Raw genomic sequence first — 26,086 nt, 5'->3', positions numbered from 1 at the left:
AATACAGGGGGCGCAATACAGTCTACAATAGTCACTATAGCGGTTCTATCAAAGACTCTCCCCAAAAAAACCGAGCGTCTATTTCACACCGCCTGGCAATTAGTAATTGATGTTTACTAATTCACTTCGCACGCGTACTATTATTGGCTAATTTAGCGACAGCCAGATATTAAGCAAACTGGCCACATTAATATAAGGGGTTACCCATGTTCACTCCCAGCACTCTTCAAGGTAAGCGCATCCTCGTTACTGGTGGCGGCACCGGACTTGGCAAGGAGATCAGTCGTGGTTTTTTAGCCAATGGCGCTGAGGTCTATATCTGCGGACGCCGTGAAAGCGTATTACAAGAAACTTGCAAAGAACTGGACTCGGCTAACCCCGGCAAGATCCACTACCGTACCTGCGATATCCGCTCTGCAGAATCGATCGACCAGATGATCGACTCCATCTTTGAAGAAGGCCCGTTGACCGGCCTGGTCAACAATGCCGCAGCAAATTTTATTGCCCCCACCAAAGACCTGTCGCCACGCGGTTACGAAGCTATTCGCTCCACAGTAATGGACGGCGCGTTCATGACCACCCTGGCCGTTGGTAAGCGCTGGATTAAAGCGGGATTGAAAGGCAGCATCGTCAGCAACCTGGTAACTTGGGTATTCACAGGCTCGGCCTATGTTGTTCCTTCAGCCATGTCTAAAACCGCTATTGATTCAATGACCAAGTCTTTAGCCGTTGAGTGGGGACAGTACGGTATTCGCCTAAACGCCTTGGCTCCCGGCCCATTCCCCACCGAAGGCGCATGGGAAAAACTGAACCCCACCGGCAAATCTACAGGTGCCACGGATTCTGACAGTGTCCCAATGAAACGCTACGGTGAAATGCCCGAGCTGGCTAATCTAATGACATTCCTGCAGGCCGATGGCTGTGATTACCTAACCGGTCAAACCATTGCTATTGACGGTGGCCACCATCTTGCCGCGCCAAGCACCTTTGCAAGCTTAAGCGATTTGACGGACGATGATTGGACATCTATCCGCGAATCATTGAAAGCTTCTGCAGAGAAAGAAAAATCAAGCCGCAGCGTAGGCTAAATCGCATTATCGCCACCAATGACTACTGAGGAACAATAACAATGGAGCTGACCGCTTTCGACTTCAAAATTGAAGACAATATTGCGTTTATCACCCTGAAACAGGGTGCTAGAGGCAATCCTTTTGATATGACCTTCTGTGAAGAGTTTAATCGGATTGCCATTGAGTGCGACGACAGCAATAAAGAAGTGCGCGCCGTATTGATCGATGCGGAAGGCCCATTTTTCAGCGTTGGTGGTGATTTAAAAACCTTGGCAACTGGCGAACGTGAAGGCGTGGCTCGTTTTGTTAAAGACGCCACCTCGGTTATGCACATGGGCGTATCTCGCTTCGCCAGAATGGACGCACCGTTAATTGTGCAAGCGGATGCCCTGATGGCCGGTGGCGCAGTGGCGATTGCCGCAGCCTGCGATTTCTTACTGGTAGGCCCTAAGGCGAAATTTTATGGTGCCTTTACCGGCATTGGCTTCTCTTGCGACTGCGGCTCATCTTACTTTTTGCCTCGCCGGGTTGGCACCAGAAAGGCCTTTTCGTTCTTTGTCAAAAATGAAACCTGGACTGCCGAACAAGCCCTGGAAAATGGCTTAGTCAGTGAGATCCACCCCTCCGAAGAATTAGCTGACAAAGCACTGGCTCTGGCCAAACAAATTGCCAGCGGCCCAACTTTTACTTTTGGTAAAATGAAACACTTGATTCTGGAAAGCTATTCCAACACGCTTGAAACGCATATGGAGCTAGAGTCTCGCTCACTCGCCGAATGTGCGCGCACCGAAGACACTTGGGAAGCGGTTCTGGCCGTTGCCAATAAGAAAAAACCAGAGTTTAAATACAAGTAATTAAAACAAAAAGAGAAGTACGAGGAGCTTTTAGCTATGTGGGCTTATCCAGAAATTCGCAATGTCGCAGACATTGTCCGCTTTAACGCAAAAAACTACAGCGACAAAACTGCCACTCAATTTGCTGGCCGCGCGCTCAGCTGGCAACAGATGGACGACATGTCCAGCAAAATGGCTAATGCCTTGTCTGCGTCCGGAGTAGGCGTTGGCGATCGCGTACTCTACTACGCGGGCAATGCCGATGATTATTTTCTGACCATATACGCCTGTGCCAAAATCAATGCGGTCTTTGTACCGATGAACTGGCGTATGGTTGCAGCAGAAATTGCCACCATTGTGGCAGATGCCGACCCCGCCATCGCACTGGTGGAAGACACCTTTAAATCCGTGTGGGAAGGCGCTTGCCAAGAACTGGGCCGGGATATTCCCACTGTTGATATAGAATTAGGCAAAGGTGACGACAATCCCCTGTGGCAATGGTACGCCAACGCCGAGAGCACTGACCCTAACGTCTTTTGTCCACTCGACAGCACCGCCTGGCAAATCTATACCTCTGGCACCACCGGTGTTCCCAAGGGTGTGCAGATGACCCACGGCGGCATTATGAATCAACGCCTTTGCGAACACCTGGAGCCAGCTTATACTTGGGGCCCGGAAGACCGCTACCTGTTCTGTGTACCGAGCTTCCACCTCCTGGGCCTGGGTCTGTCAATGCAAGCCATGTACAACGGCGCCAGCATCATTGTTGCGCCACGTTTTGACCCCTCAGAAGTACTCACACTCATCAATGACTACAAGCCAACCCTGGCTGGCTTGGCTCCAGTGATGATTCAAATGCTTCTTGAAAACCCCAACACTGACAACACCGATTTCAGCTGTATTCGTGAAATCATGTATGCGGGTTCACCGATTTCCATGGGCCTACTCAAACAAGCCATGGAACGAATTCCCTGCAAATTTATGCAGTTCTACGGCTCAACAGAATCTGGTGGCGCCATCACTCTGCTTCGTCCAGACGATCACGATTTAAACAATGAGAAGCGCTTGACCTCTTGCGGCAAGCCCTTACCCCTGATGGAAATCAGAATCGTAGATGCTGAAGGCAACATTTTAGGCGCTAATGAACCCGGCGAAATGTTGATCAAGCTGCCATCTATCACCAAAGGCTACTGGAAAAAACCTGATGCATGGGCTGAAGTCTATGAAAACGGTTGGTACCGCTCAGGCGATGTGGGTTACTTTGATGACAACGGATACTATTACCTGGTCGATCGCGCAAAAGACATGATTGTCTCTGGCGGCGAAAACATCTACTCCTCAGAGGTTGAAAATTGCCTGTCACTACACCCGGAAGTGGCCGCCGTCGCCATCATCGGCGTACCCAGTGAAAAATGGGGTGAAGAAGTGAAAGCCTTTGTGGTCCCCAAAGCCGGCTGCACACCCGCAGCAGAAGAACTCATCAATTTCAGCAAACAAAAACTGGCACCCTACAAGTGTCCCAAGTCTGTTGAGTTTGTTGACGATTTCCCGCGTACCGGCGCCGGCAAAGTCTCTAAAAAGGACTTGCGTGCCCCTTACTGGGTGGGCGTTGAGCGCGGCATAGGCTAAGCTAGACTTGTTTGTGTATTTTTGAGCCAGCGCTTATTTAGTGCTGGCTTTTTTTTCGCGGTTTCTGCACTACAATACTGACCTCGCAAGATCGCTGTATTTTCAGACAGGAGAGTAAAATGGCAACAACATATGATGACGCATGGTTAATTGATGGGCGTCGTACCGGCTTTGGCTCCCTCAATGGCAGCCTTTCTCAACTTTCCGCCACTGATCTAGGCATCGCGGCCGTGAAAGGCTTGCTGGCCACGGGTGATTACCAAGCTGACGATTTTCAATGCCTGTTTGCTGCCAACTTGGCGCCTTCCGATTTTGACGCCGGCTACCTGCCCCGCCATATCGGTCTTTATTCTGGTCTTCCTCAAACGATGCCCGCACTCATGCTGCAACGCCTTTGTGGTTCTGGCTTTGAGCTGATTGCTTCTGCTGCCGATTACCGCCAGTTAAACAAAGCCGAAGTGATGATGTGTGTCGGCGCAGAGTCCATGTCGCGTATGCCTATGTGTAATTTCACAGCGCGCGGCGGCTTTAAACTAGGTCAGGTCGATTTCCGCGACTACCTTATGGAACTCTTATATGACGCCGCCGCTGATATTCCCATGGGCTGCACGGCAGAAAACCTGGCTAAAAAGTACAAGCTTAGCCGTGAAGAAGTCGATGCCTTTGCCTATGAAAGCTTCCAGCGTGCGCTGGCGGCAAAAGAGTCCGGCGTACTCAGCGATGAAATTCTTGAGCTGACCTCACAAACCTTTGAATGCGAAAATTTAAAAACTCGCAACTTCCGTCTGCCTCGTGGTGTCGATAGCTTTAACACCGATGAGCATGTACGCCCCACTACGCTGGAAACACTGGCAAAACTGCGTCCCTCTTTTGCTAAAGATGGCGTTCAAACTGGGGGTAACAGCTCCGGCATCGTAGACGGAGCTGCAGCCGCTATCGTCGCCAGCAAAGCCTACGCAGATAAAAAAGGCATTAAGCCATTGGCGCAAATCAGAGCCTCGGCTGCTGCTGCAGTAGATCCACACATTATGGGGATTGGTCCAGTTCCAGCGATCAATGATATTTTGGAGGCCACAGGCCTAAGCCTAAGCGATATCGGCTTATTTGAAATCAATGAGGCTTTCTCTGCACAGTGTTTAGCCGTTGCCAAAGATATGGGCATTGATTTAGAAAAGCTGAATGTCAACGGCGGTGCAACGGCCTACGGCCACCCACTGGCAGCAACAGGGGTTCGCTGCACCACAACACTGGCCAAGGAAATGAAGCGTCGTGGCGTTCGCTACGGTATCGCCTCCGCTTGTGTTGGTGGTGGTCAAGGTTCTGCATTATTGATCGAGAACACCGAAGCATAATTCAACACGCTTCCTGCAAAACCCAAAAGCCCGGCATTATCCGCCGGGCTTTTTTATGGCTAACATTGACTCTAACGTTAAATCTTAACTGTCACCATCAATTGCCGCTGCTTAACTGCTGCTCCACAGTAGCCAAGTCACAATCAGCAGGATCAAAGCCCATCGGCAAAAACCAAGACCGCCCCAAGTTAGTGTGGGCTTCAGAAAATGCTAGCACTAAACTAGCTGAGGCTTGCTTAAACTCTTTTGAGCAATCGGTGACAGCCATAAGCCGCTCAATGGCAAACGATAATGCCACTTTATCGCCTGTATTAAGCGCCTGCTGAAGCGCCTCTCTCTGTGCTGTTAAACGGTTTTCTGTCGCGCTTGCTGTCATCAATGCATTGCCTAAATCACTAAGCAATACAATCTCTCTAGCCTGGACATCCCGCTCTCGGCCATCTTGCTGGGCCATTGCAGCCAGGTGCCCCATCATTAACCCCGCCTGCTCTTTGGCCAAAGGCGCATCGTCACGAATAGCCGGCAAAATGCTTTCTTGTAACGCCCGAATCATAGTCGAAATGCGTAATTGATTTGAGGGATTCATGCGCCAACCTCCTTCAGCAAACTGAGCAATTCAGCAGAAAAAGCATGGCCACCCGCAGTGAGCCAACTTAATAAAATATCTTGATGACTGTGCTGCCGCCCCGCCGTTTGCGCCGAAGTCGCAAGACAAATAGCGACACACTTATAGACACTGAGTAGACGATAGAAAAACAGCGTATCTTGATCCACTACCCGACCAGTAAGCTCGGTATAACGCTGACAAAGTTCATCGGGTGTCATCAGGCCCGATGCCATTACTTGGCCGTCAGCGGTCACGCCTTTGTGACAGATAATCCAGCCCAGATCTTCGTGGTAATCACCGATATGGGCCAGCTCCCAGTCCAGTACAGCTGTAAACTGCTTGCTGGCATCGTCAAATAAATAATTGCCCGTGCGATAATCCGCATGAACCACCACCAAATCACGGCTCTTGGGTAGATTGTCTCGCAACCAGCGCTCAGCAAGCCCCATTAATGGCGAGCCCTCAATAGCATCATCCCGCCATACGCTAGACCACCAATTGACTTGCCAGCGGGCAGCTTGGTATTCATCGGCATCGGGAACCTGAAACACCTCTGTATCAAAGCTCGGATCCACCGCATGCATTGCCGCGAGGTAGTCTAAAAACTGCACTGACAGGGGCTCTCGATAAGCCTCAGGGATCAATGTACCCAGACCTGACACATTGCCCGAGTCAGTTGCTGGTTTCGTCACACCGCCAATAAAACCGTTAATCAATGCCGGACGCCCCAGGTATTCACCCGAGTAGTCGACCCACAAAACAGGCGGCACCGGCATAACCTCTTTCATGCGATTCATAACCGAAACCTCTTTGCGACGATCCGACACCACCGCACTCTCTAGAGGGTCTAAACGAAGCACGCAACGCAAACTCGCTTGGCCATCACTCTCCAAATCAAAAACAAACTGCTCTTTTGAAGCACCCCCGCCCATTCGCTTCAAGCCATTAACCGATACCGCGGTTAGACCTTGAGCTTCAAGAAAAGCGACAACTTTAGGAACCAGGTCCTTCTCACTAACCGACTGGTAGGCGGGTTTATCTCGCTGTTGAACAGAAAGCTTGAGCATTTCTGCAATACTGGGCTCGATATCGGTGCCGGGCACAAACTCAGTGACGACTGTTTCTGCACTCATGACGCCACCTCATTTTTCGATTTAACATAGTCAAGCAGGCTGTTAGTCCACATCACTTCGCAGCAACCGCCACCAGCTTGGCCATCAATATAGGCGGTAATAGGTGATTCAAACAGGGTTATCATCGGGTCGGGGCCGAGATAAAAAGTCGCGTAAGGGATGCCTTGAAACCGGGTAACACGACCCGCCGTATCGATAATATCGGCGTTCACCACGCGGGTAGTCATATCCTCATTCATCTCAAATTCAATATCGACATCCACCACCATCGCAATATGCCCGTCTTTATCGACATAACCCCGGGTGAGGGTTTGGCCCATGGACTCCAGTTTCCAGAAATGCACGCTTAACTCAGGGCCCGCCTGCGCATGTATCCACTTCCAGTGCTGGTTCACCCCCCAATCACGTGTCCCCCAAGAATGATCCCGCTGGGTATAGCCACGTAGCGGTATCTCCCGGCCTTTAAAAATAATATGCCCAGATTGGGTGCCCTGTTGCTCAAATCGGTCGTGAGCTATCCACTGTGGGCAGCCGCCTTTATGTGAGCTGTAAGCATACGCAGGCTGACTCGCAGTAAAGGTGTAATCAATTTCAAAATCGTCAGACTTATACAGAATATGTGCCGTTTCTAATAAACTACCGATGCGCAAATGCAACCGCTCAACTCGCCAGTCGAAGAAATCCATATCGTCAGCAACAGGAATACCATCCAGCTTATCTACCAAGGGCTCGGGACCAATGCCCGGACCAAACAAAGTCACTGCGCAGCCAGCTAAACCGGCACCGTTAACCCAAGTGTAGATAATGCCGCCAATCTCCTCTTCCGGCAGCTGGAACACATACGCTAAGGATTCCCTCGCATAAGGGCCGTCACCCAGTTTATGGCGGTTATCGTGAATAGGGTCTAGGGTTGAGATATCGGTGGTAAATCTTCGGTTCATAAAGACCTTCCTTATTGTTAGTAAATAGCGCTGGCACAGTACTACGACAGCACCTGAGAGCTTTTGATAGGCTGCAGTAAAGATTAGCAAATATTGTGAAAGCTACAATGGACCAATTTCAGCTAATGCTGGAAGTCTATTAAATGAACACCATACCCTGATCTCTTCACTCGTTGCTTGTACAAATTCAACTATGGCTTGTAAAGCTATATTACCTAAGGGCCTGCACACTAATTGGATTGTCACTGTTGAGGCCAAAATGACCGCCAGCAGTAATAATCCAATTAGTGTAAACAGGCCCTTATGGCAACTCTGGAATGACCGTGTGCGGGTACTCGGTTTTCAACAGAAATGAAGCTAGCGAGTCATGATATTATGCTGTTGCAATTTATAACCGCTCAGGAGCTAGACCTTGCTTAATTGTGAAGTAGTAGAACCGAAAGGCGCGGCAGATGCTGCAGTGATTTGGCTACATGGCTTGGGTGCCAGTGGTCACGATTTTGTTCCGGTAATTCCCCATCTTGGTTTGCCCGAAAATCATGGCGTTCGCTTTGTGTTTCCCCACGCCCCAGAAATACCCGTTACAATTAATGGCGGCATGGTGATGCCCGCCTGGTACGACATATTTGCCATGTCGATAGAGCGCGAAATTGATCTAGTGCAAATAGAATCTTCTTCTGCCGCAGTACGGGAATTAATTCAGCGCGAACTCGATGCAGGAATTGCTAGCGAACGCATCGTCTTAGCCGGCTTCAGTCAGGGTGGTGCCGTGGCTTACCACACGGCACTTTCTTACCCTAAACCTTTAGCGGGTTTGCTGACCCTGTCTACGTATTTTGCCACCGCCAAAGAAGTGACACTCTCTGAAGCAAGCAAGACCTTAGCGATTCATATTTTTCATGGCAGCCAAGATCCCATGGTGCCAGAAACCATGGGGCACACGGCCAATCAAATTTTGCAGAGCATGGGCTTCAACCCTAAGTATCGCAGCTACCCTATGCAGCACGAAGTCTGCGTAGAAGAAATTGTCGATATTGGAAACAGCCTTAAAGCCTGGTTACAACTGGGCTAAACGAACACAATATAACGATAGTGTTAGAGCAAAACTCACGACAATACCAATACCTTGCCTGGCACTATCGAGCATGGCGTTATTATTAAGGCACCTCTTATTAATTCGGTAATGTTTCAACGGCGTCTCTGGCGCGCACTGGCAAGGCGCGATGCGAACGACTGCATGGATGCAGGAGTTAGCGCAACGCAGGAGCAGTTGCCGAGATTAAGGCTGGTTGTCCTTAATGAGCATGGCAACGCAGTCCAGTGTGCGCCAGAGGCCCGCCCTTCGGGGCTTAGCCAAAAGCGGCTCAACTGCGTTGCCGCCACTTGAAAGGCAACCAGCATTCCTTCATGTCGGCGCCTTGTTGAGCCGCTTTTGGCTAAGCTTGAGATATCACCGAATTAATCAGAGGTGCCTTAAGTTAGGCGTCGCAAATGCAACGCCTGTGCTATAAATCGACTTATGCTTCAAGGTGCCACACAGGGTAGGCAATAGGCGTACAAGCCTTTGGGATCTTCCAGCTCTGCAAAAGACTGCCACGCAGGCAGCATGCTATTAAGCAATGACGATACTGGCTCAGGTAGCTTGACCACATGTGCCAGCCTTACTCCGCTAAGCATGCTTAAAAACTCTTCTTTTGGTGACTTGGGTAAACTTAACTCCCGGTACTTTAAGGTGTCGAGCCCCGCCAAGTCAGATGCTGAATGTACGGCGTCATTCAAGCCGCCAAGCTTGTCCACCAAGCCAATTTGCAGAGCGTCGATACCGCTCCAGACTCGCCCTTCGGCAACAGACTCTACTTGCTCGGGCAGCTTCTCACGCCCCTCTGCCACAACACGAATAAAACGCTGGTATCCATAGTTGATGCTACTTTGAATAGCCTTCGCTAAAACCGGATCCAATGGTCGGTCTACACGCATTTTTCCAGCAATGGTGGTTGTGCCAACCCCGTCAGTAGAGACCCCAAGCTGCTCCATCAACCGTTCAAAGGTAGGGAAAGCACCAAAGATACCAATTGAACCGGTTAGGGTTGCTGGCGTTGCCCAGATTTCATCAGCACCGGCAGCAATCCAGTAGCCCCCCGACGCAGCCATACTCCCCATAGACACCACTACAGGTTTACCCGCCGCTTTTAGCTCGGCAAGTTCGGCGCGAATAATTTCCGAGGCAAAGGCCGAACCACCCCCGCTATCTATCCGTAGCACCACGGATTTAACATCTTCGTCTCTACGCGCCTGGTTTAACAGTCTCGCCAAACTATCGCCGCCAATCATACCCGGTGGTTGTTCGCCATCAACGATATTGCCGCTGGCGTAAATCACCCCGACAACAGGCTCACCCGGTAGTGGTGGCAAGTCTTCGGTCATAGCCAGATAGTCACGGTAGTAAATCTGTTTAAAGTGGCCGTCCTCATCTTCGCCAACCTGCTCCAACATCATCCTGCGCAGCTCGGGACGGCTGACGACAGCATCCACAAAACGGTAGCTTAATGCGGCTTCGGCTGCATCGCCTTGGTGTTGACCAAGAACTTCATCAATGTGATTAACGTAGAACTCCAGCTCTTTCGGGTTCAGTTGACGACGCTCAACAACAATATCGCGGTACACATCCCACAGTTGATCCAGCCAAGCCTGATTCGCCTCTTTTGCGGCTGGCGACATATCGTTGCGCATAAAGGGTTCAAGTGCGGATTTAAAATTACCAACTTTAAAAACATGAAAGTTAATTTTCAGTTTTTCTATGGCGTCACTAAAGTAATTACGCACTACCGCAAAGCCTTCTAGCCGCACGCCGCCCATATTGTGTACGTAGACTTTATCCGCTTGGGCTGCCAGTAAATAGCTGTCTTGGTCATAGTCATTGGCAATAGCCATCACCAGCTTGCCGCTGTCGCGAAACCGCGCAATAGCCGAGCTTAACTCCATGGTTTTACTCATGCCGATATGGCTTAAATCATCCAATTGCAGCAACAGGACTTTAATTCGGCTGTCTTGCGCCGCTAGATCTACCGATTTAATCAGGTCTTGCAGGCGTGTCTCTGCGGGCACTGCCGGACCAGTAAACTCGGTGATAAGATCCACCGCACTCAGCTCATCGACAACACTGCCTTCTGGGGCCAAAACCAGCACGCCGCCCTCGGGCACACTGGGCCGCACTTCAATAAACGTAAAAATGATGGCGCCAATAATAAACAGAAATAACAGATTGAGTGTCCAACGGCGCAGGCCCTCAATAAAACCGCCAACACGAGAAAAGAAACCTCGTTTCTTTGTATTGCTCATTGTGGGTTCTCCTCAGCGGCAGCTGCGGCCAGCTCTTCTCGACGCTGGGTATTCGCTCGTCCTCGCCAACGAATAAAAATGGTAGCACTGCAAAAGAAAATTACCGTTAGAGCCAATTCAACATAGTTAATCCAAAGTACAAACGGTGACATCGATTCAGTAACCGCCATCACAAAATACAACAGCACCACAAAGCACAACCATGCAATGCTGCGTAGATCTTCATTCATAATACCTTTGACAAAAATTAACAGCGGCACCACACGGATAAGCCAGATAGTAATACTGGGCACACGACCTTCCTGAACCCACACCCAAGTACTGAGCGACAACGCTAACATCAGCGCGAAATAACTAAATTTCATCAGCGGTGCAATACGCACAGCCTTGGTTTCCAATGTACTCATTTATTCCTCATGCCTGTAATTTCAGGCTTAATTCAGCAATGCGTTTGCCCAATGCTGTGGCTAGTGCCAGTTCGTTATCGTCGACGTCACGGCCATTTTGGCCCGCAACATGAGAGGCACCATAAGGCGTACCGCCGCTGGTTGTTTGAGTTAACTCTGCCTCGCTATAGGGTAAGCCCGCCACCACCATGCCATGATGTAACAGCGGCAGCATCATGGTCAGCAATGTACTTTCTTGACCACCGTGCAAGCTGGCGCTGGAGGTAAAAACCCCCGCTGGCTTACCAATCAGCGCGCCATTGGCCCAAAGCGCGGCGCTCCCGTCAAAAAAATACTTCATCGGCGCGGCCATATTGCCAAAACGGGTTGGGCTACCTAGCAGCAACCCCGAGCAGCCTCGCAAGTCGTCGTAGCTGGCATATACATCGCCCTCGTCGGGAATATCGGTCTCCGTCGACTCGCACACACTGGAGACTTTAGGCACCGTACGCAAGCGCGCTTCGACACCCGCTTGCTCCACGCCTCTGGCAACCTGCTGGGCAAGCCGTCGGGTAGCCCCTTGGTGGCTGTAATACAGCACCAGGATATAGCGATTATGATCTGCCATTGTTAAATTAACTCAAGTGCGTTTTCAGGGGGGCGTCCTAATATCGCTTTATCGCCCTTTTCAACAATCGGACGCTCTATTAGCTTAGGCGCTTTTAACATGGCATCGATAAGCTGCTCGTCGGTCAGGTTTTGATCCGCCAGCCCTAAATCTTTATAGTCTTGCTCACCCTTTCGCAGTAATTGTCTGGCAGGGATATCTAATTTTTTAAGAAGGTTTTTCAACTGGTTCGCGTTTGGCGGCGTCTCCAGGTAAAGCACCACCTCTGGCTCAATACCATTGTCCTTGAGCAGTTGTAAGGTTTGGCGAGATTTTGAGCAGCGGGGATTGTGGTAGATGGTATACACTGGCATAAAACTCCGACGTTAATATTGGCTAAATTCGGCAAGGGCACGCTAACCGCTTTAGCTAAAACAAAATACAAGCAGCAGGCATTATACACAGCCTGTCTTAGTCACAGGACCTGAAATGAACAACAAGATTTTTAGCAAATATCGCATTTTTTTCTGGGTACTACTGAGCGCTGCCGTGCTGGGCGGCTGTGGCAAAAGCGACTTTGACGTCCACGGCGGTGACGCGGCTGAATTTAAACAAGGTAAGTGGTTACTATTAAACTATTGGGCAACATGGTGCGGTCCCTGTCGTGAAGAAATTCCAGACCTGAATGAGTTCGACAAAGCTCGCGACGATGTGGTGGTGTATGGCATCAATTACGACGGTTTGGTCGATGAGCCATTAAACTCCGCGATCACGGAAATGGGTATTGAGTTTCAATCGATGCTGCAAGACCCGGCCCCACTGCTAGGTGTAGACAGACCCCGGGTATTACCCAGCACTTTCTTAATTAGCCCCAAGGGCAAGCTTGTTGAGATTTTAACCGGTCCTCAAACCACCAGCAGTTTGAATACCGCCATCGCCACCGCCCAAGCCAAGCAGTAACAGTTTTTTGAGAGGCTTAGGTGGGGGCTTATTCGGCTTGGGGCTTGCTTGACTAGCTAATACTTGCCTTAGCTAGTACGTGGCCAAGGCTTGCTGCCATAGCCCTAACATCTCATCGTCAAACGCGATCAATAACACCTCCTGCACACAGCTGTCGCGTAAAGCCTGCCGCAAACAATCAACAGACTGTTCTGCCGCCGCAGGTTTGGGGTAACCGTACACACCACAGCTAATTGCTGGAAAAGCCACCCGGCGAAACCCTTCACTATTGGCAATATCAATACAACGGCGATAACAGCTTGCCAATAATTCGGCCTCGCCATGCTCTCCGCCCCGCCAGATGGGGCCTACCGTATGAATGATCGCTTTGGCAGGCAGCTTAAAACCGGGAGAAAGCTTGGCATCGCCAGTGGCGCAGCCATTTAGCTGCCGACAATACTCCAGCAGCTCAGCACCCGCAGCCCGATGAATGGCACCATCAACACCACCGCCACCCAGTAAACTTTCGTTAGCGGCATTGACGATGGCATCGACCTTTAGGTCTGTAATATCACCACGCAGCGCTAGAATCCGGCTCATAACTTCCCTCGACTCTATGACTTGTCACCACTTACAGACTGCGAAAGCCCGTGGCTAATTTTTGCTGCAGACGCCGAAGAGGTCGCTTGCGGATAACGCCCTCACAAGAGTCGAAGCGTTGCATTGGCATATCTCGCCACTGGTCAGCAGGTAATAGTGGCAATTCGGCATCACCGCTTGTTCCAGTATCTTGCTTGCTTTCAGCCAACTCCACTTCAATCTCGGCAATGAGCTTCAGCACCGGGGGCAATGCGGTCTCGCTGGGGATTAAAAACACCCCAACCCGGCGTAGCCCTCGCCCCAGCGACAGACTACTGCTGTAGCGAACAATGGGCGCCGCTAACACCAAACCGAATAACACTGGCGACAACCACCAAAAAAACACCGGGGTGTAATAATACGTTACTCCACCCCAAATCACCGCGGCAATACAAGCAATGCTGGTTCGACGCCAGGCCTCGGACCAGCTCACCATCCGGCCTTCTCTGGCCTGGGCGTCCCATTTCACTTCTCTGCCCAGAAATACACAAACCACAAAATACGCGTGAAACACCATCATTAACGGTGCCACAATAATCGCAAATACGGCCTCGAGCAGACTGCCCAGCAATAGACTTGGCGCACCACCAAAAGCCCGGCGGCGACGAAACAAAGCCACAATTAATCCCAATAGCTTGGGCAACAAAAGCATTAACAGGGTCAAACTGATTAAGGAAAATATCAGCCCGGTTTTGGCAATAGGCCAATTCGGAAAGAGCTGATGGCCACTGAGAAAAAACTGATCGCTACTCACTGAGCGCATAATGGCATCAACCGTGCTCAAGCCCAGCATGACCAACCAAATCAAGGAGGAAATATAAGCAACCGCACCAAAGATAAAATGCATTTTGCTCACGCCTTTAAGACCCGCTGTACCGAGCAAACCCAAATGCTGAATATTGCCCTGAGCCCAGCGTCGATCACGGGTGGCATAATCGAGCAAATTGCTGGGGACTTCTTCAAAACTGCCCCCCAACTCACTGAGCAAAATAACCTGCCAGCCTGCTCGTCTGAGTAGCGCGGCCTCAACAAAATCGTGGCTGAGTATTTCGCCACCAAAGGGCGCACCACCGGGTTTAGCCGGAAGGCCACAGTGGTCCATAAAAGCCTGCACCCGAACAATCGCATTGTGGCCCCAGTAGTTGGCGCCTTCGGTCTGCCAAAACGCCTGACCGGCGGCCAGCATCGGGCTGTATAACACCGAGGCAAACTGCAAAAACCGGCCAAAATAGGTTTCTTGACGCACAGGAATCGGTACTGTCTGGATCAACCCCGCTTGAGGCTGATCTGCCAGCGCCCGGGTGAGTTGAAGCATGCATTTACCGCTCATCACACTGTCGGCGTCTAGCACAATCATCGCCTCGTACCGGCTTCCCCAACGCTGACAAAATTCCTTGAGATTGCCAACTTTACGGCCTTCATTTTTTTCCCGGCGTCGATAAAAAACATGCCTCGCTAAAGTGCTGTCCAAACGTGTCAGCAAGTGCCGCCAAGCCCGGTTTTCTGCCTTAATAATATCGGGCTCACGGCTGTCACTCAGCAGCCAGAAATCGTAGTGCTCCAAAGCGCCTTCGGCAGCCAATGAGCGTAAATTGGCCTCAAAGCCCGCCATCACCCGCTGGGTATCCTCATTGTAAACCGGCATAACGACGGCGGTTCGACCCACCCCGTCAGGCAGTTCGCTTGAGCGTGGTTTAAGGCGACGCAAGCTCAATGGGTCAAGATTGAATAGCGTTAAAAAAAATCCTGCCAAGCCGCTCCAAAAAGAAGTCACAATCCAAGCAAAGGTAATGCTGAACAATAGCAACAAACTCATCTCAAGGGCCGAGCTGCCATTCGCCCGGAGAATATCAAACATCATCCAGACACCCACCACCGTGGTGCCAGAACTTAATAACGCAAACACCGACAAGCGCAGCGCACTTGCCGGAAACCGACCGCCAAGCTCTGGCGGTCGCGGCGGGGTATTACTTGCTTTCGGGGTACCAGACATAATTCCATACCTCGCTAAGACGTTGACCACGCCATGAAAGAAACAATCGCATATCGGCGGGAATCTCCGCATCGGGATACAATTTGAAAGCGACCCGCCAATCCTTGCCATTGGGCAGCTTTGTGACCGTGAGTTCCCGATATTCCCCACTGGAAGTTTGCAACGTGGCCGAGACCGGCATATCCGCCGATAAATTCGCCAACGCTAAACCACTAAAATCCACCACAAACTGACGCTTAGCAGAAAGACTAAATGAATCGCCTTCATGGTAATGCGCTCGACCCACACGACTGCCTATAACTTTGGCCAGATCGTGTTTAGCCGGAGCGGAATTCAAGCTAAACAATTGATAGGAAAACTCGCGTTCTTCACCAGCCTTCATAGCCTTGGCTGGCACCCAGTAAGCCACAATATTGTCATTGGTTTCGGAATCCGTCGGAATTTCCACCAGCTCCACCCGGCCCTTGCCCAAAGGCTTGGTGGGCTGAACCCAATAACCAGGACGACGATGGTACTCAAGGCCCACATCCTGATAATGTTCAAAGTCCCGATCCCGTTGCATCAAGCCAAAACCCACGGGGTTTTCATCTTGAAAAGACACTATCCGCAGCGCCTTAGGGTTACTCAGGGGCCGCCAAATCCACTCATTATTGGCAGTCGCCATCAGCAGGCCATCAGAGTCGTGAACCTCTGGCCTAAAATCATCGACAAAACGGCTGCCATTTTCGCCGTGGTGAAACATGCTGGTCAGCGGTGCGACGCCCAATTTAGTAATGTCTTGTCGGGCGAACAATTTAAGCTGAACATCCATGTGCGCCGGGCTGCCGGGATACACATCAAAGCGGTATACACCACTCACCGAGGGGCTATCGAGCAAGGCGATAACGGTTAACTTCGTTTCGTTTTTATCCGGCTGAATTAGCCAAAACTCCCGAAACGCCGGAAACTCTTCACCTGCACTATCGGCGGTATTCACCGCCAGCCCTCTGGCAGATAAACCGTATACCTGATTTGGACCAATGAGACGAAAATAAGACGCCCCCTGAAAAACCAAAAACTCGTCTTTATACGATGGCGTATTTAAGGGGTAATGCACTCGAAATCCCGCAAACCCCAACTCAGCGGCCAACGCCGCCGGCTCAGGCATTCCCTCTGCTTCGTAGGTAAACAATTCGGGATTAAACTGTAATTCTTTGCGGCTGCCCCCCCGGTCTATCAGGTGAACATTCACCGGTTCACGATATAAAAACCCCGGATGCAGCGGCTGAATCTCAAACAGTGCTTGGCCTCGCCATAGGGCTTTTTCCTTCTTGAAGCGAATGGCTCGATATTGATCAAAACTCAGTTCCGCCAACCCGGGTGGCACCGCCACCGGCGCCTTATACTCTTGTTGTGCAAGCGCCTTGGCCTGAGCCGTGACGCTGTCGAACAATACCGTCGCATTGGTTTCTGAAGGTGTCTGATTTTGAGCCCATGAAACAAGCGGAATCGCCAGTAACAGCGCAAAAAGACTTTTTCGCCGAGACGCTCCTTTTTTTGAACGTAACTGCACTGAAATATCCATGCTCCTAGAGCCTCCCCTACTACCCAATATCGGGGTTTAAGAAGCCTCTACTCCACACGCAATGCCTCAACATGGTCGCTACTTTCCATTGGCAATGACCAAGACGCTAGAATAAAGGCGGCTTGCCTTGAAACCGGCGTTCATACCAAAAGAAGATAGAAACTCGCCCTCTGGGGACGCTCATCGAATTTGTCTGCTTTATTGCAGACCTTTGGCAGGCAACCCACATTTCGGCGCAAGAGCTTGTCCACAGGCAGCACAAGTTCTTTTAGCTGACAAATTCGCTGAATAGCCTGAGGTATCACAGCGTCGAGTAGAAACTCCTTAAACAAATCCCACTGTTTTTATTCGATAACAACGCGATCAATTAATTCAATTTTAAGGAGAAAATCAGCCGTTCTTAATGTGAGACTTGCTATCAAAACGGCAGCGAGCCTTTGGCTGCCGTCACTATTGGCGATACTGATTGGCGATACTGCCGAGCCCGAGTCGGCCACCTTCGATGACCCAGCGCAGTCTATTAAAACCCTAGCGTGGCTGCAGTTGATATAATTTTCCGCGGCGGTGGTCGGTCAATAAATACAACAAGCCATCTGGGCCCTGTACCACATCTCGCAGTCGCTGCCCCAGCTCACCTTCGTATAAGCGCTCTTCTTTTACTACCTTGTTGCCATCTAGGGTTAAACGCGCCAAAAACATAAATTTTAACGACCCTACAAACAGGTCGCCCTGCCATTGCGGGTAGGCATCGCCGGTATAAAAGCGCACTCCCGATGGGGCGATAGAAGGCACCCAATAATGCACTGGCTGCTGCATACCCTCTTTTTGGGTACCAACACCAATTTTGCCGCCACCGTATTGCTCACCATAGGTAATCACCGGCCAGCCATAGTTGTTAGCTGCTCGGGTAATATTCACCTCATCACCGCCTTGAGGGCCGTGCTCATGGGTCCAAAGCTCGCCGGTATCGGGATGAATCGCAGCCCCTTGCACATTGCGATGCCCCAGCGACCAGATTTCTGCTAGCGCCCCGTCCTTGTCCACAAAAGGGTTATCCTCGGGAATGCGACCATCAGGCCAGATTCGCACCACTTTGCCATGATGGTTGTTTAAGGTTTGGGCATCGTCACTGGCCCGCTGGCGATCACCCAAGGTGATAAACAGGCTGCCATCAGGGGCGAAGGCTAAGCGGGAGCCAAAGTGACCACGGGAAGGAAATTTGGGCGATTGGCGAAAAATGACGTCCACCTCAGTTAAGGTATCGCCCTCTAATTTAGCTCGGGCGACAGCGGTGGAATTCTCTTTAGCCGTGTTGCCCGGTTCCGAATAACTAAAATAGAGCCAATCATCGTTTACCGCCACATCCAACAAGCCGCCCTGCCCGCCTGCCGCAATATCAGGCAGGCCTTTTAGCGGTGCGCCGACGCGGCCATTATCAATAATCCGCAAACGTCCCGGCCGCTCAGAGACCACGATACGACCATCATCCAAAAAAGCCATACCCCAGGGATGCTCCAGACCTGAGGCAACTTGTAATAACGCCGGCTGCGCTGCATAACTGCAATTGCTCGCTAACAACAGCGCCGTCATAAACCATAAAATCCGCTTCATCGTATACTCCATTCCCGCTCTATCACCAAAAAGACTTGGAATACGGCAGTGATATCACTGATCAAAATCGACCTGACTTGCCCCCACTACGCTGCCCAAAATAGCGGTGCATAGCAAGCTTGGCGGTAAGATTAAGGCCGGTTTATGGCAGCGCAATATATACGTTTATAACGGGGATATTGGTATAGCGGGATTGCAGTGAAGCTATGCCGCTAAGGCTATAGCAAATGGGATATACCAAGAGGCTAGAACAAAGAGGCTATAGCAAAACGGGCAGCGACAATAAAAAGTCAGTAATGCGATGTCAAAACAAAAACTTCAGGAATTTGTCGAGGTTTTAAAATCCTCTCTCACCCCACGACCATCGCCTTCGGGGTGTAGATAATCCTTGCTGTCAACCCAACCTTTGTCAGTATAAAAGCCCCAACGCCGTACCTTGGGGCCGGTAATGAAAAGCGTCAGACTGTCATCGCTACGCAGCAACAAACGATGCGGCGAACGCCCCAGCCGAGAAGTGAAACTGCCGGAACGCAGTATGCGAGAACGCGCCGTCATCTCTTCAAATATCTCACCTCGCAACACCACCGAGATATTAAAAAGCCAGGGATGATCATGCAGATTCTCATCGGGATCATTGCCCACCACATGATGCAAATACACATTGAAAAGGCGGTTGCGAGGAATCACATACCAGCGGGTAAGGTAATCTGTACCAATAATTTTAGCGGGGACACCGCGACAGACCTGATCCGCATAACTGCGCATTTTGGTCACTAAAAATCCCGGTAATTGCATCGTGTATTTCTGGCCTCTGCTGACATCAAATCGCAACGCGGCGCAACTCTAGCAATAAAATGAGGCTAGATCACCCTTTAAGATAACGGCCGCATAGCAACAGAACCATCCTGCACTATCCCCACGCAAGGCGTCTTATTTAGCAAATACGCTATCGAGCAGCCACTCACTCCCCGACAATCTCTAAACGCACCGGCACCACCCCGCTACGCAGCTCGGCAATTTTCTGAAATGCAGCGGTGGACAGGTCTATTACTCGGCCTCGTATAAAAGGACCACGGTCATTAATGGTCACAATCACGCTGCGGCCGGTTTGCTGATGGGTAACCCGAACCCGGGTACCAAACGCTAAGGTGCGGTGAGAAGCGGTCATCGCAGATTGATCAAACCGCTCACCACTGGCGGTGGTTCGGCCGTGATATTTTTGGTGATAGAACGAGGCCTTACCGACCTCAAACACCGAGGACGAACCATTGAGCGAATCCGTGCTGGCACAGCCAGCCAACATGAGGCTAAACGACAAAAACACAAAGGAAAAGTAACGCTTATGGGCAGTTATTGAGGTGATCATAGAGGTAATCGGCTAACTGAGGTGCCTACACAGGCAGCCAATTATCCCATAAGTTCCACGCCCCACAAGCTTAGCCCGCTTGTAGCGAGCTATCCCGGCGCCAGACCAAATGCTTATCGACCTGACCCGGAGGGGAAAACGCAAACGTTTATGTCACACACCAATGCTGGCAAGTTTAACCATAATGTCTTTTAAGATGCCCGCGGTGGTGGGATGTTCCGCTTCAAAGCTGGAAACCAGCTCATCGACTCGATCCTGCAAGCTGGTGTCTTCCAACACAAACTGAGGGCTGGTACCCAGCTCTCTATCGATATCGTCAATCAAAGCGTGAAGCTTGGCGCGATTCTCATCATTGGCCGACAAGGTATCGACTTCTGTCTGCAAACGCTGCAGCTGCTCATGTAATTGCTTAGGGTCCATTACCTGCTCTCCCTCAGTGACTTAATCTACAGCTTAGCACTGATTGGTAAATGGCCAATAGCCTTACCAGGGTCTGTTAACACTAATTGGATTACCACTGTTGTGACTGAAAATGTGCCAATCGAGACGCGAGGAGCGTGGTTTGGTGGTTCCCAATGAGAGACGAGCAACGAAGAGTGGCGCATTTTTAGCCACAACCCCTTTCTTTGTAGAAAACGGGGCTGGGGCCATTTTTGCCCCCAGCAGTGACAATCAAATTAGCGTTAACAGGCCCTAATGATAGCAACGGTTTAACAAGCGCTGGCTTTCTCGCTGGCAATGATCAAAGGCGTCGCGATTTCCCTCTGCCTCGTAATAGCGAGACAGCATTTGCAGCGAAAACTCAATATTACGCTTCAATGGCAGGCTGCGTCCTTCAGGGGTGCGCAACACTTTTAACAAGCGGTGGTGGACCGCCAGCAAGCAATGCTGCTGTAAGTCTCTATTGCCGGTATTGGCAAAGCACTCGGCTAAAAAATGCCCCGACACCATAAATCTATCCAAGGCATCCAAATTAGGTTGCGAGTCACAAGCCAATAACAACTCACTTAATTCAAAGCTACACCCCAAAAAACGTACCGCATGTCGCCAGTCCCGGTCAGCAAAAGCACGGCGCCCCGTTTCCATCCATTCCTCCCAGCGAAGTTCTGCCGCTGAGGCGTTGCTGCTTAGTTGCTGACGATGGGCCGCACATAGAAATTGAAATGACATTTTGCGTTCCTTTCACGGTATTCACGGTGACAAAAATGAACGAAATAACAAATACAGGCGATGAGCCAATGTGCTATTTCACTCGACCGGAGATGATCCTCAACATGCATTTAATGATAATGATTATCATTTGTAAAGTTTTTATTAAAATACTCTCTGAAAATCAGCGTTTCTAATCGGCTTGCGCCTGAGTTACTGACCCAACTCTCAATTAACGGTTCAACACCAGTTTCAGGGCTTATTAGAAATGTGAGCTGCGTTACCTAACGCTGTCACACACCGCAAAAAATGCATATTAGCGCCTGCAGATTTGCCCTGATTGAAATCAATCGCCCAGTTATTTCAGTTTTATCAGCTGATTACTGTAAAGCCCCCACGGGGGCTGTTTATAATTGCAGCCTCATCAAATTAACGAGGAAGTACTAAATGGACTTGCAGGGATTTATTGAGCAATACGGCCCTGAGGCCAGCGCGATAGGAATACGAATTGCGGGTGCACTGGCCATCGTCCTTATCGGCTATTGGCTCGCCAAGGTTTTCTCCGGCTTGCTTCGCAAGACCCTGAATAATCGCGGCTTTGACCCAACCCTCACTAACTTCATGAGCAAGCTCACCTTTACCTTGCTGCTGGCAGTAACGATTATTCCGGCACTAGCTCATGTAGGAGTGCAAACCGCTTCCGTTATTGCCGCGTTAGGCGCAGCCGGTTTAGCCATTGGTTTAGCACTGCAGGGGTCGTTATCCAATTTTGCCGCTGGGGTACTGCTTATCGCATTTCGTCCCTGCCGAGTTGGCGACTGGATAGAGGGCGGCGGTTGTTCCGGTACCGTAGAAAGCATTAGCTTATTCTCTACCACCTTACTCACCGGCGATTACAAACGCATTATGATCCCCAATGCAAAAATGATGTCTGGCGCAATTACCAATTACAGCGTCATGCCCCGCCGCCGTATCGATCTCGTCGTCAGCATTTCTTACAGCGCCGATATGCAAAAAGCAAAAGACATACTCCAACGCTTGGTCGATGCCGACACACGCATCATGAAAGACCCAGCCCCCACCATTAAAGTGAATGAAATGGCCCAGTCCTCCATTGACTTAATTTGTCGCCCCTGGGTTGCCACCGGTGACTACTGGCCCACGCGCTGGCAGCTTGTGGAAGACATCAAAAACAGCTTTGATGCCGAAGGTATAGAAATCCCCTTCCCGCAAATGGACGTACATTTTCACAAATCCGACGGCTAAGCATCTGCCGCAAATCCAATTTATACGCATTACATTCACCCAAGACTTAAAGGGGAAAACATGAAGAAGCATATGGCAGCGGCAATCGCAGTGTTTGCATCCGCGAATGCACTGGCCCAGGAGCCGCCAAAACTATGGAAAGGTGACGTACAGTTTGGCTACAACCAGACCGAGGGCAACACCGATGAAAAAAGCGTGCTAGGTAGAATCAACGCCAAACGCCAACGCGGTAGTTGGACCTACGACATAACAGCAAACGGTCAAAACAACGAAAGCGATGGCACCCGCTCCGCCGAAGCCTATTTTTTATCTAACCGTCTTGCCTATGACTTCAGCCAGTTTAACTACACCTTTCTTTACGGCGGCGTAGACAAAGACCTGTTTAGTGGTTATCGCTATCAGGCCACCGTGTCAGCCGGTTATGGCCGCAGAATTTTCAAAACCACCCAATTCACATGGGACGCAGAAGTCGGTCCCGGTGTACGAGTGAGCGAATTTGAAGCACCGAGTGACGAAGGCGACGGGCAAATTAGCGAAGCTATTCTGCGCTTATCCACCGAACTCGTATATTCCTTGTCTGAAACCGCTAGCCTGAGTCAGCTACTCACGGTAGAAAGCGGTGACCAAAACACCGTAAGTAAATCAACCACCTCACTAAAAACAAAAATCGTTGGCGGCTTTGGTCTCAGTATCAGTTATATATTGGAATACAACGAAACCGTTCCCCAAGAAACAGTACATCTGGATCGTCAAACAGCCGTTACCCTGGTTTATAGTTTCTAAGCTTTGAGCACAGTGATGTAGCAAAGGCGCTTAAGGGCGCCTTTGCTGTTCATAAGCACTAATTCAGTCACGTCACTCAATTAGCCTGTAAAACCACAAGCCAACATCTTGCAAGCTAGCCAGCCCCGGGTATATATAGTCGTCATGTGTTATATCTGCTCGTTAATGGAGGCAGTATGAATAACGATAATAATCAAATGACCTTTAACAGCTTTGCCGAGTTTTATCCCTATTATTTAGCTGAACATCAAAACCTTGTTTGTCGACGACTGCATCTTATCGGCAGTTGTTTGGTAATAGTCGTACTCTTAACAGCCATATTCAGCGGCGCTTGGTTACTGCTAATGCTACTACCGCTTATTGGCTACGGCTTTGCCTGGGTAGGACATTTCTTTTTTGAAAAAAACCGCCCTGCCACCTTTAGTCATCCGCTTTACAGCTTTATAGGCGACTGGGTAATGGCAAAAGATTTACTCACCGGTCGGCTACCACTATAAATCGTCCTTCTTGCCAAAGCCTTAAGATTTCGTTTACAGTCCGGGCCGTAACAGGTTTTGTCCACCCACGGTGGCAAATTAAACGGGAAACCGGTGCGCACTCAGCAAGGCCGGTACTGCCCCCGCAACGGTAAGTGAACCAGTGTTTAACACACCGCTTCACAAGTCCGAATACCTGCCTGCTACAGCCGATGGCGTTGCGGTGGGCAACAGGCCGGGCAGAGTGCATACCGCAATCTATCCCGCCCTTCCTTTTCGCTTTTTTGTGAGCTTTTCAGCAGATTTTGGCTGCGTTTGTTCCTGCGCCTCCAACCTGCTCACTATCAACGTCGCAACACAATATGTATGCGTCAATGTAACGTCACCGCAAGCAAACACACATTTTTAATGCAGGCAGCATAGCTGTCAGCACATTTTTATTAACAACGAGGACAGCTCATGACCGGCAGTGCATTAATCGTCGCGGCACCCGGCAGCGGCCACGGTAAAACCTTGGTAACTGCCGGCTTGGCAAAGGCCTTATTAGACTCGGGCAAAACGGTTCGTATATTTAAGATGGGGCCCGATTACTTAGACCCTGCTTTTTTGGAGCATGCCACAGGTCTACAAGTGCGACAGCTGGACTACTGGATGCAAAGCCGGGAAGAAATTCAACGCGAGCTAGCCCGAGGAGCGAGAGAAGTCGACCATATCCTCATTGAAGGCGTAATGGGCTTATTCGACGGTGAACACTCGGTAGCCAAATTGGCCAAAGACTTTGCACTGCCGGTATTAATGGTCGCCGACGCCTCTGCCCAAGCACAAACCTTTGGTGCGCTTATTTACGGCCTAAGCCTATACGACGAAGACGTAGATGTTGTCGCAGTGCTGGCCAATAAAGTGGGCAGCCCTCGCCATGCGAGTATGCTTGAAGAAAGCATTCGTCCCCCTACTCGCTGGATCACCGCCATTCATCGCGATCCGGCACTGGCAGTACACGAACGTCACCTAGGTATTGATGGCGGCAAAGACACGGGCGGCCCCGCCGCTGCAGCGATGGCAGAAAAGCTCGCACCGGCACTGGAAAAACTGCCGTGGAAAACATTAGACCTGTTACTGGAGTCAGTAAAACCAGACCTCGAACAACGTCTAAAAGGTAAGCGCATTGCCATTGCCAGAGACCCAGCCTTAAATTTTTTATACCACGCCAACATCGATTTTCTGCAACGGCAGGGCGCGGAAGTTAGCTTCTTTTCAATTTTAAATGATAGCCAAATTCCAGACTGCGACGCGCTGTATCTACCCGGCGGCTACCCCGAGTTACATGCAAAAATCTTGAGCGATAACACAAGTATGCGTGAATCAGTCGCCGCTCACATTCACGATGGCAAAATCTGTGTTGCCGAATGTGGTGGCATGCTCTACCTGCAACAATCTCTGCAACACGACGAACAAGAATTTGAGATGCTCGGGGTGTTCAATGAACAAGCCGTCGTTCAACCGCGCTTAGCCGCACTGGGTTATCAGCATCTTCCCGGCACGTCGTTACGGGGCCACACCTTCCATTACGCCAAGCTGGAAAATGACCAGCAGGAAGAACGCAGCGAGTTTGCCGATGGCCGGGTGGGTGAAGGCATTTTCCGTTACCGCAACACCGTGGCATCCTTTGTTCACTGGTATTTCTCATCCGACCCGGACACCATTTGTGCTTGGTTTAATGGCTGCAATAACAACTGATGCCGATGAATATCAATGAATGACCAAGACTGGCACTGGACACCGGCGGATCAGCACTTCGCTCTGCATTGGCAGGGCACTCGCCGGTGCCTCAGCTCCGCCGCATTAAATGGTGGCGTATGCGAGGCAAACCGACTATTAAATCTTAAGGTAAGCGGCGCAGATAGCCAGCAACCACCCGAGCAAACACTGCAACAATACGCTGACAGTCAAGGCTGGACAGCTACAACTGTAGGCATGATGACGGCAGCGTCGATGGATTCATTGCGCTGGGCGGAGACGACCATTGAAGGCGAACGACTCGCTATTTACCTGACCAGCGGTTTAAGTAACGCCCGTTGCGCCGGCGACCCTGCAGATTGGCAGAATCCTGTCACACTGCCACCAGGCACAATTAACATTGTCTGTATTAGCAATATGCAGCTTTCCGTTGCCAGCATGACCGAGATCATCACCCTGCTCACAGAAGCAAAAGCCCATGTCTTACACAAAGCCAATATTCGCAGCCCAGTATCAGGGGAACTGGCAACAGGAACAGGCACAGACAGCATTGCGGTCATTGGTGGCAGCGGTAAACCACAGCGCTGGTTTGGCAAACACACTTTGGCTGGGCAACGCTGCGCCGAGCTACTCATCCAATGTTTAACGGACAGTATCGTTTAACGG

At 50.5% G+C, this 26,086-nt stretch carries 27 protein-coding genes and 1 riboswitch; of the genes, 12 read left to right on the top strand and 15 right to left on the bottom strand.

Translation table 11 applies throughout. The annotated features are described in order from the left end of the window. Positions 1 to 206: 206 nt before the first annotated feature. The 4 genes from IMCC21906_RS06805 to IMCC21906_RS06790 all read left to right on the top strand — a co-directional run bounded on the left by IMCC21906_RS06805 (position 207) and on the right by IMCC21906_RS06790 (position 4,884). Positions 207 to 1,088, top strand: coding sequence for an SDR family oxidoreductase (locus tag IMCC21906_RS06805; RefSeq protein ID WP_047011536.1), 882 nt, complete (start codon positions 207 to 209; stop codon positions 1,086 to 1,088). Between the two features lie 41 nt (positions 1,089 to 1,129). Then, the gene (locus IMCC21906_RS06800; RefSeq protein WP_052763414.1) at positions 1,130 to 1,924 is read left to right on the top strand and encodes an enoyl-CoA hydratase/isomerase family protein; all 795 of its coding nucleotides are present in this window, start codon (positions 1,130 to 1,132) and stop codon (positions 1,922 to 1,924) included. A gap of 36 nt (positions 1,925 to 1,960) precedes the next feature. Beyond that, a complete protein-coding gene (locus IMCC21906_RS06795; RefSeq protein ID WP_047011535.1) occupies positions 1,961 to 3,532 on the top strand; it encodes a long-chain-fatty-acid--CoA ligase in 1,572 nt (523 codons plus the stop codon). A 119-nt stretch (positions 3,533 to 3,651) separates the two neighbouring features. Next, positions 3,652 to 4,884 carry a thiolase family protein gene (locus IMCC21906_RS06790; protein WP_047011534.1) on the top strand — a complete coding sequence of 411 codons (1,233 nt, stop codon included), beginning with the start codon at positions 3,652 to 3,654 and terminating at the stop codon, positions 4,882 to 4,884. Between the two features lie 97 nt (positions 4,885 to 4,981). On the opposite strand, the gene IMCC21906_RS06785 is transcribed toward IMCC21906_RS06790, so the two are convergent. The 3 genes from IMCC21906_RS06785 to IMCC21906_RS06775 are packed head-to-tail and all read right to left on the bottom strand — an operon-like array spanning position 4,982 to position 7,565. After that, complete coding sequence (locus tag IMCC21906_RS06785) at positions 4,982 to 5,470, bottom strand: hypothetical protein (protein WP_047011533.1); 489 nt, start codon at positions 5,468 to 5,470, stop codon at positions 4,982 to 4,984. Further along, positions 5,467 to 6,624 (bottom strand): phosphotransferase family protein, encoded by a 1,158-nt coding sequence (locus IMCC21906_RS06780; RefSeq protein WP_052763413.1) that lies wholly within the window; start codon positions 6,622 to 6,624, stop codon positions 5,467 to 5,469. Before IMCC21906_RS06780 ends, IMCC21906_RS06785 begins: the two co-directional genes overlap by 4 nt. After that, positions 6,621 to 7,565, bottom strand: a complete 945-nt coding sequence (locus IMCC21906_RS06775) for a hypothetical protein (protein WP_047011532.1) — start codon at positions 7,563 to 7,565, stop codon at positions 6,621 to 6,623. Before IMCC21906_RS06775 ends, IMCC21906_RS06780 begins: the two co-directional genes overlap by 4 nt. Positions 7,566 to 7,977: 412 nt before the next feature. Between IMCC21906_RS06775 and IMCC21906_RS06770 the strand changes: the two genes are divergently transcribed. Then, positions 7,978 to 8,637, top strand: coding sequence for an alpha/beta hydrolase (locus IMCC21906_RS06770; protein WP_047011531.1), 660 nt, complete (start codon positions 7,978 to 7,980; stop codon positions 8,635 to 8,637). A gap of 452 nt (positions 8,638 to 9,089) precedes the next feature. Here the strand turns inward: IMCC21906_RS06770 and sppA are convergent, their stop codons facing one another. From sppA to arsC, 4 genes are read right to left on the bottom strand one after another with little or no spacing between them, the layout of a single operon-like run. Further along, positions 9,090 to 10,904: a signal peptide peptidase SppA gene (sppA, locus tag IMCC21906_RS06765; RefSeq protein ID WP_047011530.1), complete on the bottom strand. Its 1,815-nt coding sequence runs from the start codon at positions 10,902 to 10,904 to the stop codon at positions 9,090 to 9,092. Next, positions 10,901 to 11,311, bottom strand: coding sequence for a DUF2069 domain-containing protein (locus tag IMCC21906_RS16275; RefSeq protein ID WP_052763412.1), 411 nt, complete (start codon positions 11,309 to 11,311; stop codon positions 10,901 to 10,903). Before IMCC21906_RS16275 ends, sppA begins: the two co-directional genes overlap by 4 nt. A 7-nt stretch (positions 11,312 to 11,318) precedes the next feature. Further along, positions 11,319 to 11,918, bottom strand: a complete 600-nt coding sequence (gene wrbA / locus IMCC21906_RS06755) for an NAD(P)H:quinone oxidoreductase (protein ID WP_047011529.1) — start codon at positions 11,916 to 11,918, stop codon at positions 11,319 to 11,321. Positions 11,919 to 11,920: 2 nt separating this feature from the next. Next, a complete protein-coding gene (gene arsC, locus IMCC21906_RS06750; RefSeq protein WP_047011528.1) occupies positions 11,921 to 12,271 on the bottom strand; it encodes an arsenate reductase (glutaredoxin) in 351 nt (116 codons plus the stop codon). 115 nt (positions 12,272 to 12,386) lie between these two features. Between arsC and IMCC21906_RS06745 the strand changes: the two genes are divergently transcribed. After that, the gene (locus IMCC21906_RS06745; protein WP_047011527.1) at positions 12,387 to 12,857 is read left to right on the top strand and encodes a TlpA disulfide reductase family protein; all 471 of its coding nucleotides are present in this window, start codon (positions 12,387 to 12,389) and stop codon (positions 12,855 to 12,857) included. A 72-nt stretch (positions 12,858 to 12,929) separates the two neighbouring features. On the opposite strand, the gene IMCC21906_RS06740 is transcribed toward IMCC21906_RS06745, so the two are convergent. Genes IMCC21906_RS06740 through IMCC21906_RS06730 form a run of 3 tightly spaced genes read right to left on the bottom strand, consistent with a single transcriptional unit; the run spans position 12,930 to position 17,032 of the window. Further along, the gene (locus tag IMCC21906_RS06740) at positions 12,930 to 13,436 is read right to left on the bottom strand and encodes an O-acetyl-ADP-ribose deacetylase (RefSeq protein WP_047011526.1); all 507 of its coding nucleotides are present in this window, start codon (positions 13,434 to 13,436) and stop codon (positions 12,930 to 12,932) included. A 31-nt stretch (positions 13,437 to 13,467) separates the two neighbouring features. Then, positions 13,468 to 15,468 (bottom strand): glucans biosynthesis glucosyltransferase MdoH, encoded by a 2,001-nt coding sequence (mdoH, locus tag IMCC21906_RS06735; RefSeq protein WP_082117388.1) that lies wholly within the window; start codon positions 15,466 to 15,468, stop codon positions 13,468 to 13,470. After that, positions 15,443 to 17,032, bottom strand: coding sequence for a glucan biosynthesis protein (locus tag IMCC21906_RS06730; protein WP_047011525.1), 1,590 nt, complete (start codon positions 17,030 to 17,032; stop codon positions 15,443 to 15,445). Before IMCC21906_RS06730 ends, mdoH begins: the two co-directional genes overlap by 26 nt. 405 nt (positions 17,033 to 17,437) lie before the next feature. Between IMCC21906_RS06730 and IMCC21906_RS16815 the strand changes: the two genes are divergently transcribed. Beyond that, positions 17,438 to 17,584 (top strand): hypothetical protein, encoded by a 147-nt coding sequence (locus IMCC21906_RS16815; RefSeq protein WP_156166010.1) that lies wholly within the window; start codon positions 17,438 to 17,440, stop codon positions 17,582 to 17,584. Here the strand turns inward: IMCC21906_RS16815 and IMCC21906_RS06725 are convergent. The 5 genes from IMCC21906_RS06725 to IMCC21906_RS06705 all read right to left on the bottom strand — a co-directional run bounded on the left by IMCC21906_RS06725 (position 17,561) and on the right by IMCC21906_RS06705 (position 21,179). Then, the gene (locus IMCC21906_RS06725) at positions 17,561 to 18,643 is read right to left on the bottom strand and encodes a PQQ-dependent sugar dehydrogenase (RefSeq protein WP_047011524.1); all 1,083 of its coding nucleotides are present in this window, start codon (positions 18,641 to 18,643) and stop codon (positions 17,561 to 17,563) included. The genes IMCC21906_RS16815 and IMCC21906_RS06725 overlap by 24 nt on opposite strands. A gap of 318 nt (positions 18,644 to 18,961) precedes the next feature. Beyond that, positions 18,962 to 19,438, bottom strand: a complete 477-nt coding sequence (locus IMCC21906_RS06720) for a hypothetical protein (protein WP_052763411.1) — start codon at positions 19,436 to 19,438, stop codon at positions 18,962 to 18,964. A 166-nt stretch (positions 19,439 to 19,604) separates the two neighbouring features. Further along, positions 19,605 to 20,009, bottom strand: a complete 405-nt coding sequence (locus tag IMCC21906_RS06715; RefSeq protein ID WP_052763410.1) for a septal ring lytic transglycosylase RlpA family protein — start codon at positions 20,007 to 20,009, stop codon at positions 19,605 to 19,607. A gap of 153 nt (positions 20,010 to 20,162) precedes the next feature. Further along, positions 20,163 to 20,429 carry a DUF4404 family protein gene (locus tag IMCC21906_RS06710; RefSeq protein WP_047011523.1) on the bottom strand — a complete coding sequence of 89 codons (267 nt, stop codon included), beginning with the start codon at positions 20,427 to 20,429 and terminating at the stop codon, positions 20,163 to 20,165. A gap of 273 nt (positions 20,430 to 20,702) precedes the next feature. After that, positions 20,703 to 21,179: a hypothetical protein gene (locus IMCC21906_RS06705; RefSeq protein WP_047011522.1), complete on the bottom strand. Its 477-nt coding sequence runs from the start codon at positions 21,177 to 21,179 to the stop codon at positions 20,703 to 20,705. 426 nt (positions 21,180 to 21,605) lie between these two features. On the opposite strand from IMCC21906_RS06705, the gene IMCC21906_RS06700 reads away from it, so the two are divergent. From IMCC21906_RS06700 to IMCC21906_RS06680, 5 genes are all read left to right on the top strand, one after another. Continuing rightward, entirely contained in the window at positions 21,606 to 22,424 is an 819-nt protein-coding gene (locus tag IMCC21906_RS06700) for a mechanosensitive ion channel family protein (RefSeq protein ID WP_047011521.1), read from the top strand. Between the two features lie 60 nt (positions 22,425 to 22,484). Further along, positions 22,485 to 23,207 carry a YdiY family protein gene (locus tag IMCC21906_RS06695; RefSeq protein WP_047011520.1) on the top strand — a complete coding sequence of 241 codons (723 nt, stop codon included), beginning with the start codon at positions 22,485 to 22,487 and terminating at the stop codon, positions 23,205 to 23,207. A gap of 176 nt (positions 23,208 to 23,383) precedes the next feature. Next, positions 23,384 to 23,704, top strand: coding sequence for an Mpo1-like protein (locus IMCC21906_RS06690; RefSeq protein ID WP_047011519.1), 321 nt, complete (start codon positions 23,384 to 23,386; stop codon positions 23,702 to 23,704). 35 nt (positions 23,705 to 23,739) lie between these two features. Beyond that, a riboswitch (cobalamin riboswitch) is annotated at positions 23,740 to 23,902 on the top strand. A gap of 240 nt (positions 23,903 to 24,142) precedes the next feature. Then, positions 24,143 to 25,420 carry a cobyrinate a,c-diamide synthase gene (locus tag IMCC21906_RS06685; RefSeq protein WP_047011518.1) on the top strand — a complete coding sequence of 426 codons (1,278 nt, stop codon included), beginning with the start codon at positions 24,143 to 24,145 and terminating at the stop codon, positions 25,418 to 25,420. A gap of 15 nt (positions 25,421 to 25,435) precedes the next feature. Then, positions 25,436 to 26,083 (top strand): adenosylcobinamide amidohydrolase, encoded by a 648-nt coding sequence (locus tag IMCC21906_RS06680; protein WP_047011517.1) that lies wholly within the window; start codon positions 25,436 to 25,438, stop codon positions 26,081 to 26,083. Positions 26,084 to 26,086 lie beyond the last annotated feature (3 nt).

The organism is Spongiibacter sp. IMCC21906, from assembly GCF_001010805.1.
Classification (GTDB): domain Bacteria; phylum Pseudomonadota; class Gammaproteobacteria; order Pseudomonadales; family Spongiibacteraceae; genus Spongiibacter.
This window is presented reverse-complemented; position numbering and strand designations above follow the sequence as displayed.

What these genes read in the sequence shown, in the direction of transcription:
- IMCC21906_RS16275 (WP_052763412.1), bottom strand. Translation starts at nt 11,311, where the DNA reads ATGAGTACATTGGAAACCAAGGCTGTGCGTATTGCACCGCTGATGAAA.
- IMCC21906_RS06785 (WP_047011533.1), bottom strand. Translation starts at nt 5,470, where the DNA reads ATGAATCCCTCAAATCAATTACGCATTTCGACTATGATTCGGGCGTTA.
- IMCC21906_RS06795 (WP_047011535.1), top strand. Translation starts at nt 1,961, where the DNA reads ATGTGGGCTTATCCAGAAATTCGCAATGTCGCAGACATTGTCCGCTTT.
- IMCC21906_RS06680 (WP_047011517.1), top strand. Translation starts at nt 25,436, where the DNA reads ATGAATGACCAAGACTGGCACTGGACACCGGCGGATCAGCACTTCGCT.
- sppA (WP_047011530.1), bottom strand. Translation starts at nt 10,904, where the DNA reads ATGAGCAATACAAAGAAACGAGGTTTCTTTTCTCGTGTTGGCGGTTTT.
- mdoH (WP_082117388.1), bottom strand. Translation starts at nt 15,468, where the DNA reads ATGTCTGGTACCCCGAAAGCAAGTAATACCCCGCCGCGACCGCCAGAG.
- IMCC21906_RS06790 (WP_047011534.1), top strand. Translation starts at nt 3,652, where the DNA reads ATGGCAACAACATATGATGACGCATGGTTAATTGATGGGCGTCGTACC.
- IMCC21906_RS06775 (WP_047011532.1), bottom strand. Translation starts at nt 7,565, where the DNA reads ATGAACCGAAGATTTACCACCGATATCTCAACCCTAGACCCTATTCAC.
- IMCC21906_RS06705 (WP_047011522.1), bottom strand. Translation starts at nt 21,179, where the DNA reads ATGTCATTTCAATTTCTATGTGCGGCCCATCGTCAGCAACTAAGCAGC.
- IMCC21906_RS06745 (WP_047011527.1), top strand. Translation starts at nt 12,387, where the DNA reads ATGAACAACAAGATTTTTAGCAAATATCGCATTTTTTTCTGGGTACTA.
- IMCC21906_RS06800 (WP_052763414.1), top strand. Translation starts at nt 1,130, where the DNA reads ATGGAGCTGACCGCTTTCGACTTCAAAATTGAAGACAATATTGCGTTT.
- wrbA (WP_047011529.1), bottom strand. Translation starts at nt 11,918, where the DNA reads ATGGCAGATCATAATCGCTATATCCTGGTGCTGTATTACAGCCACCAA.
- IMCC21906_RS06730 (WP_047011525.1), bottom strand. Translation starts at nt 17,032, where the DNA reads ATGGATATTTCAGTGCAGTTACGTTCAAAAAAAGGAGCGTCTCGGCGA.
- IMCC21906_RS06690 (WP_047011519.1), top strand. Translation starts at nt 23,384, where the DNA reads ATGAATAACGATAATAATCAAATGACCTTTAACAGCTTTGCCGAGTTT.
- IMCC21906_RS06710 (WP_047011523.1), bottom strand. Translation starts at nt 20,429, where the DNA reads ATGGACCCTAAGCAATTACATGAGCAGCTGCAGCGTTTGCAGACAGAA.
- IMCC21906_RS06685 (WP_047011518.1), top strand. Translation starts at nt 24,143, where the DNA reads ATGACCGGCAGTGCATTAATCGTCGCGGCACCCGGCAGCGGCCACGGT.
- IMCC21906_RS06805 (WP_047011536.1), top strand. Translation starts at nt 207, where the DNA reads ATGTTCACTCCCAGCACTCTTCAAGGTAAGCGCATCCTCGTTACTGGT.
- arsC (WP_047011528.1), bottom strand. Translation starts at nt 12,271, where the DNA reads ATGCCAGTGTATACCATCTACCACAATCCCCGCTGCTCAAAATCTCGC.
- IMCC21906_RS06740 (WP_047011526.1), bottom strand. Translation starts at nt 13,436, where the DNA reads ATGAGCCGGATTCTAGCGCTGCGTGGTGATATTACAGACCTAAAGGTC.
- IMCC21906_RS06700 (WP_047011521.1), top strand. Translation starts at nt 21,606, where the DNA reads ATGGACTTGCAGGGATTTATTGAGCAATACGGCCCTGAGGCCAGCGCG.
- IMCC21906_RS06780 (WP_052763413.1), bottom strand. Translation starts at nt 6,624, where the DNA reads ATGAGTGCAGAAACAGTCGTCACTGAGTTTGTGCCCGGCACCGATATC.
- IMCC21906_RS06695 (WP_047011520.1), top strand. Translation starts at nt 22,485, where the DNA reads ATGAAGAAGCATATGGCAGCGGCAATCGCAGTGTTTGCATCCGCGAAT.
- IMCC21906_RS06720 (WP_052763411.1), bottom strand. Translation starts at nt 19,438, where the DNA reads ATGCAATTACCGGGATTTTTAGTGACCAAAATGCGCAGTTATGCGGAT.
- IMCC21906_RS06725 (WP_047011524.1), bottom strand. Translation starts at nt 18,643, where the DNA reads ATGAAGCGGATTTTATGGTTTATGACGGCGCTGTTGTTAGCGAGCAAT.
- IMCC21906_RS06715 (WP_052763410.1), bottom strand. Translation starts at nt 20,009, where the DNA reads ATGATCACCTCAATAACTGCCCATAAGCGTTACTTTTCCTTTGTGTTT.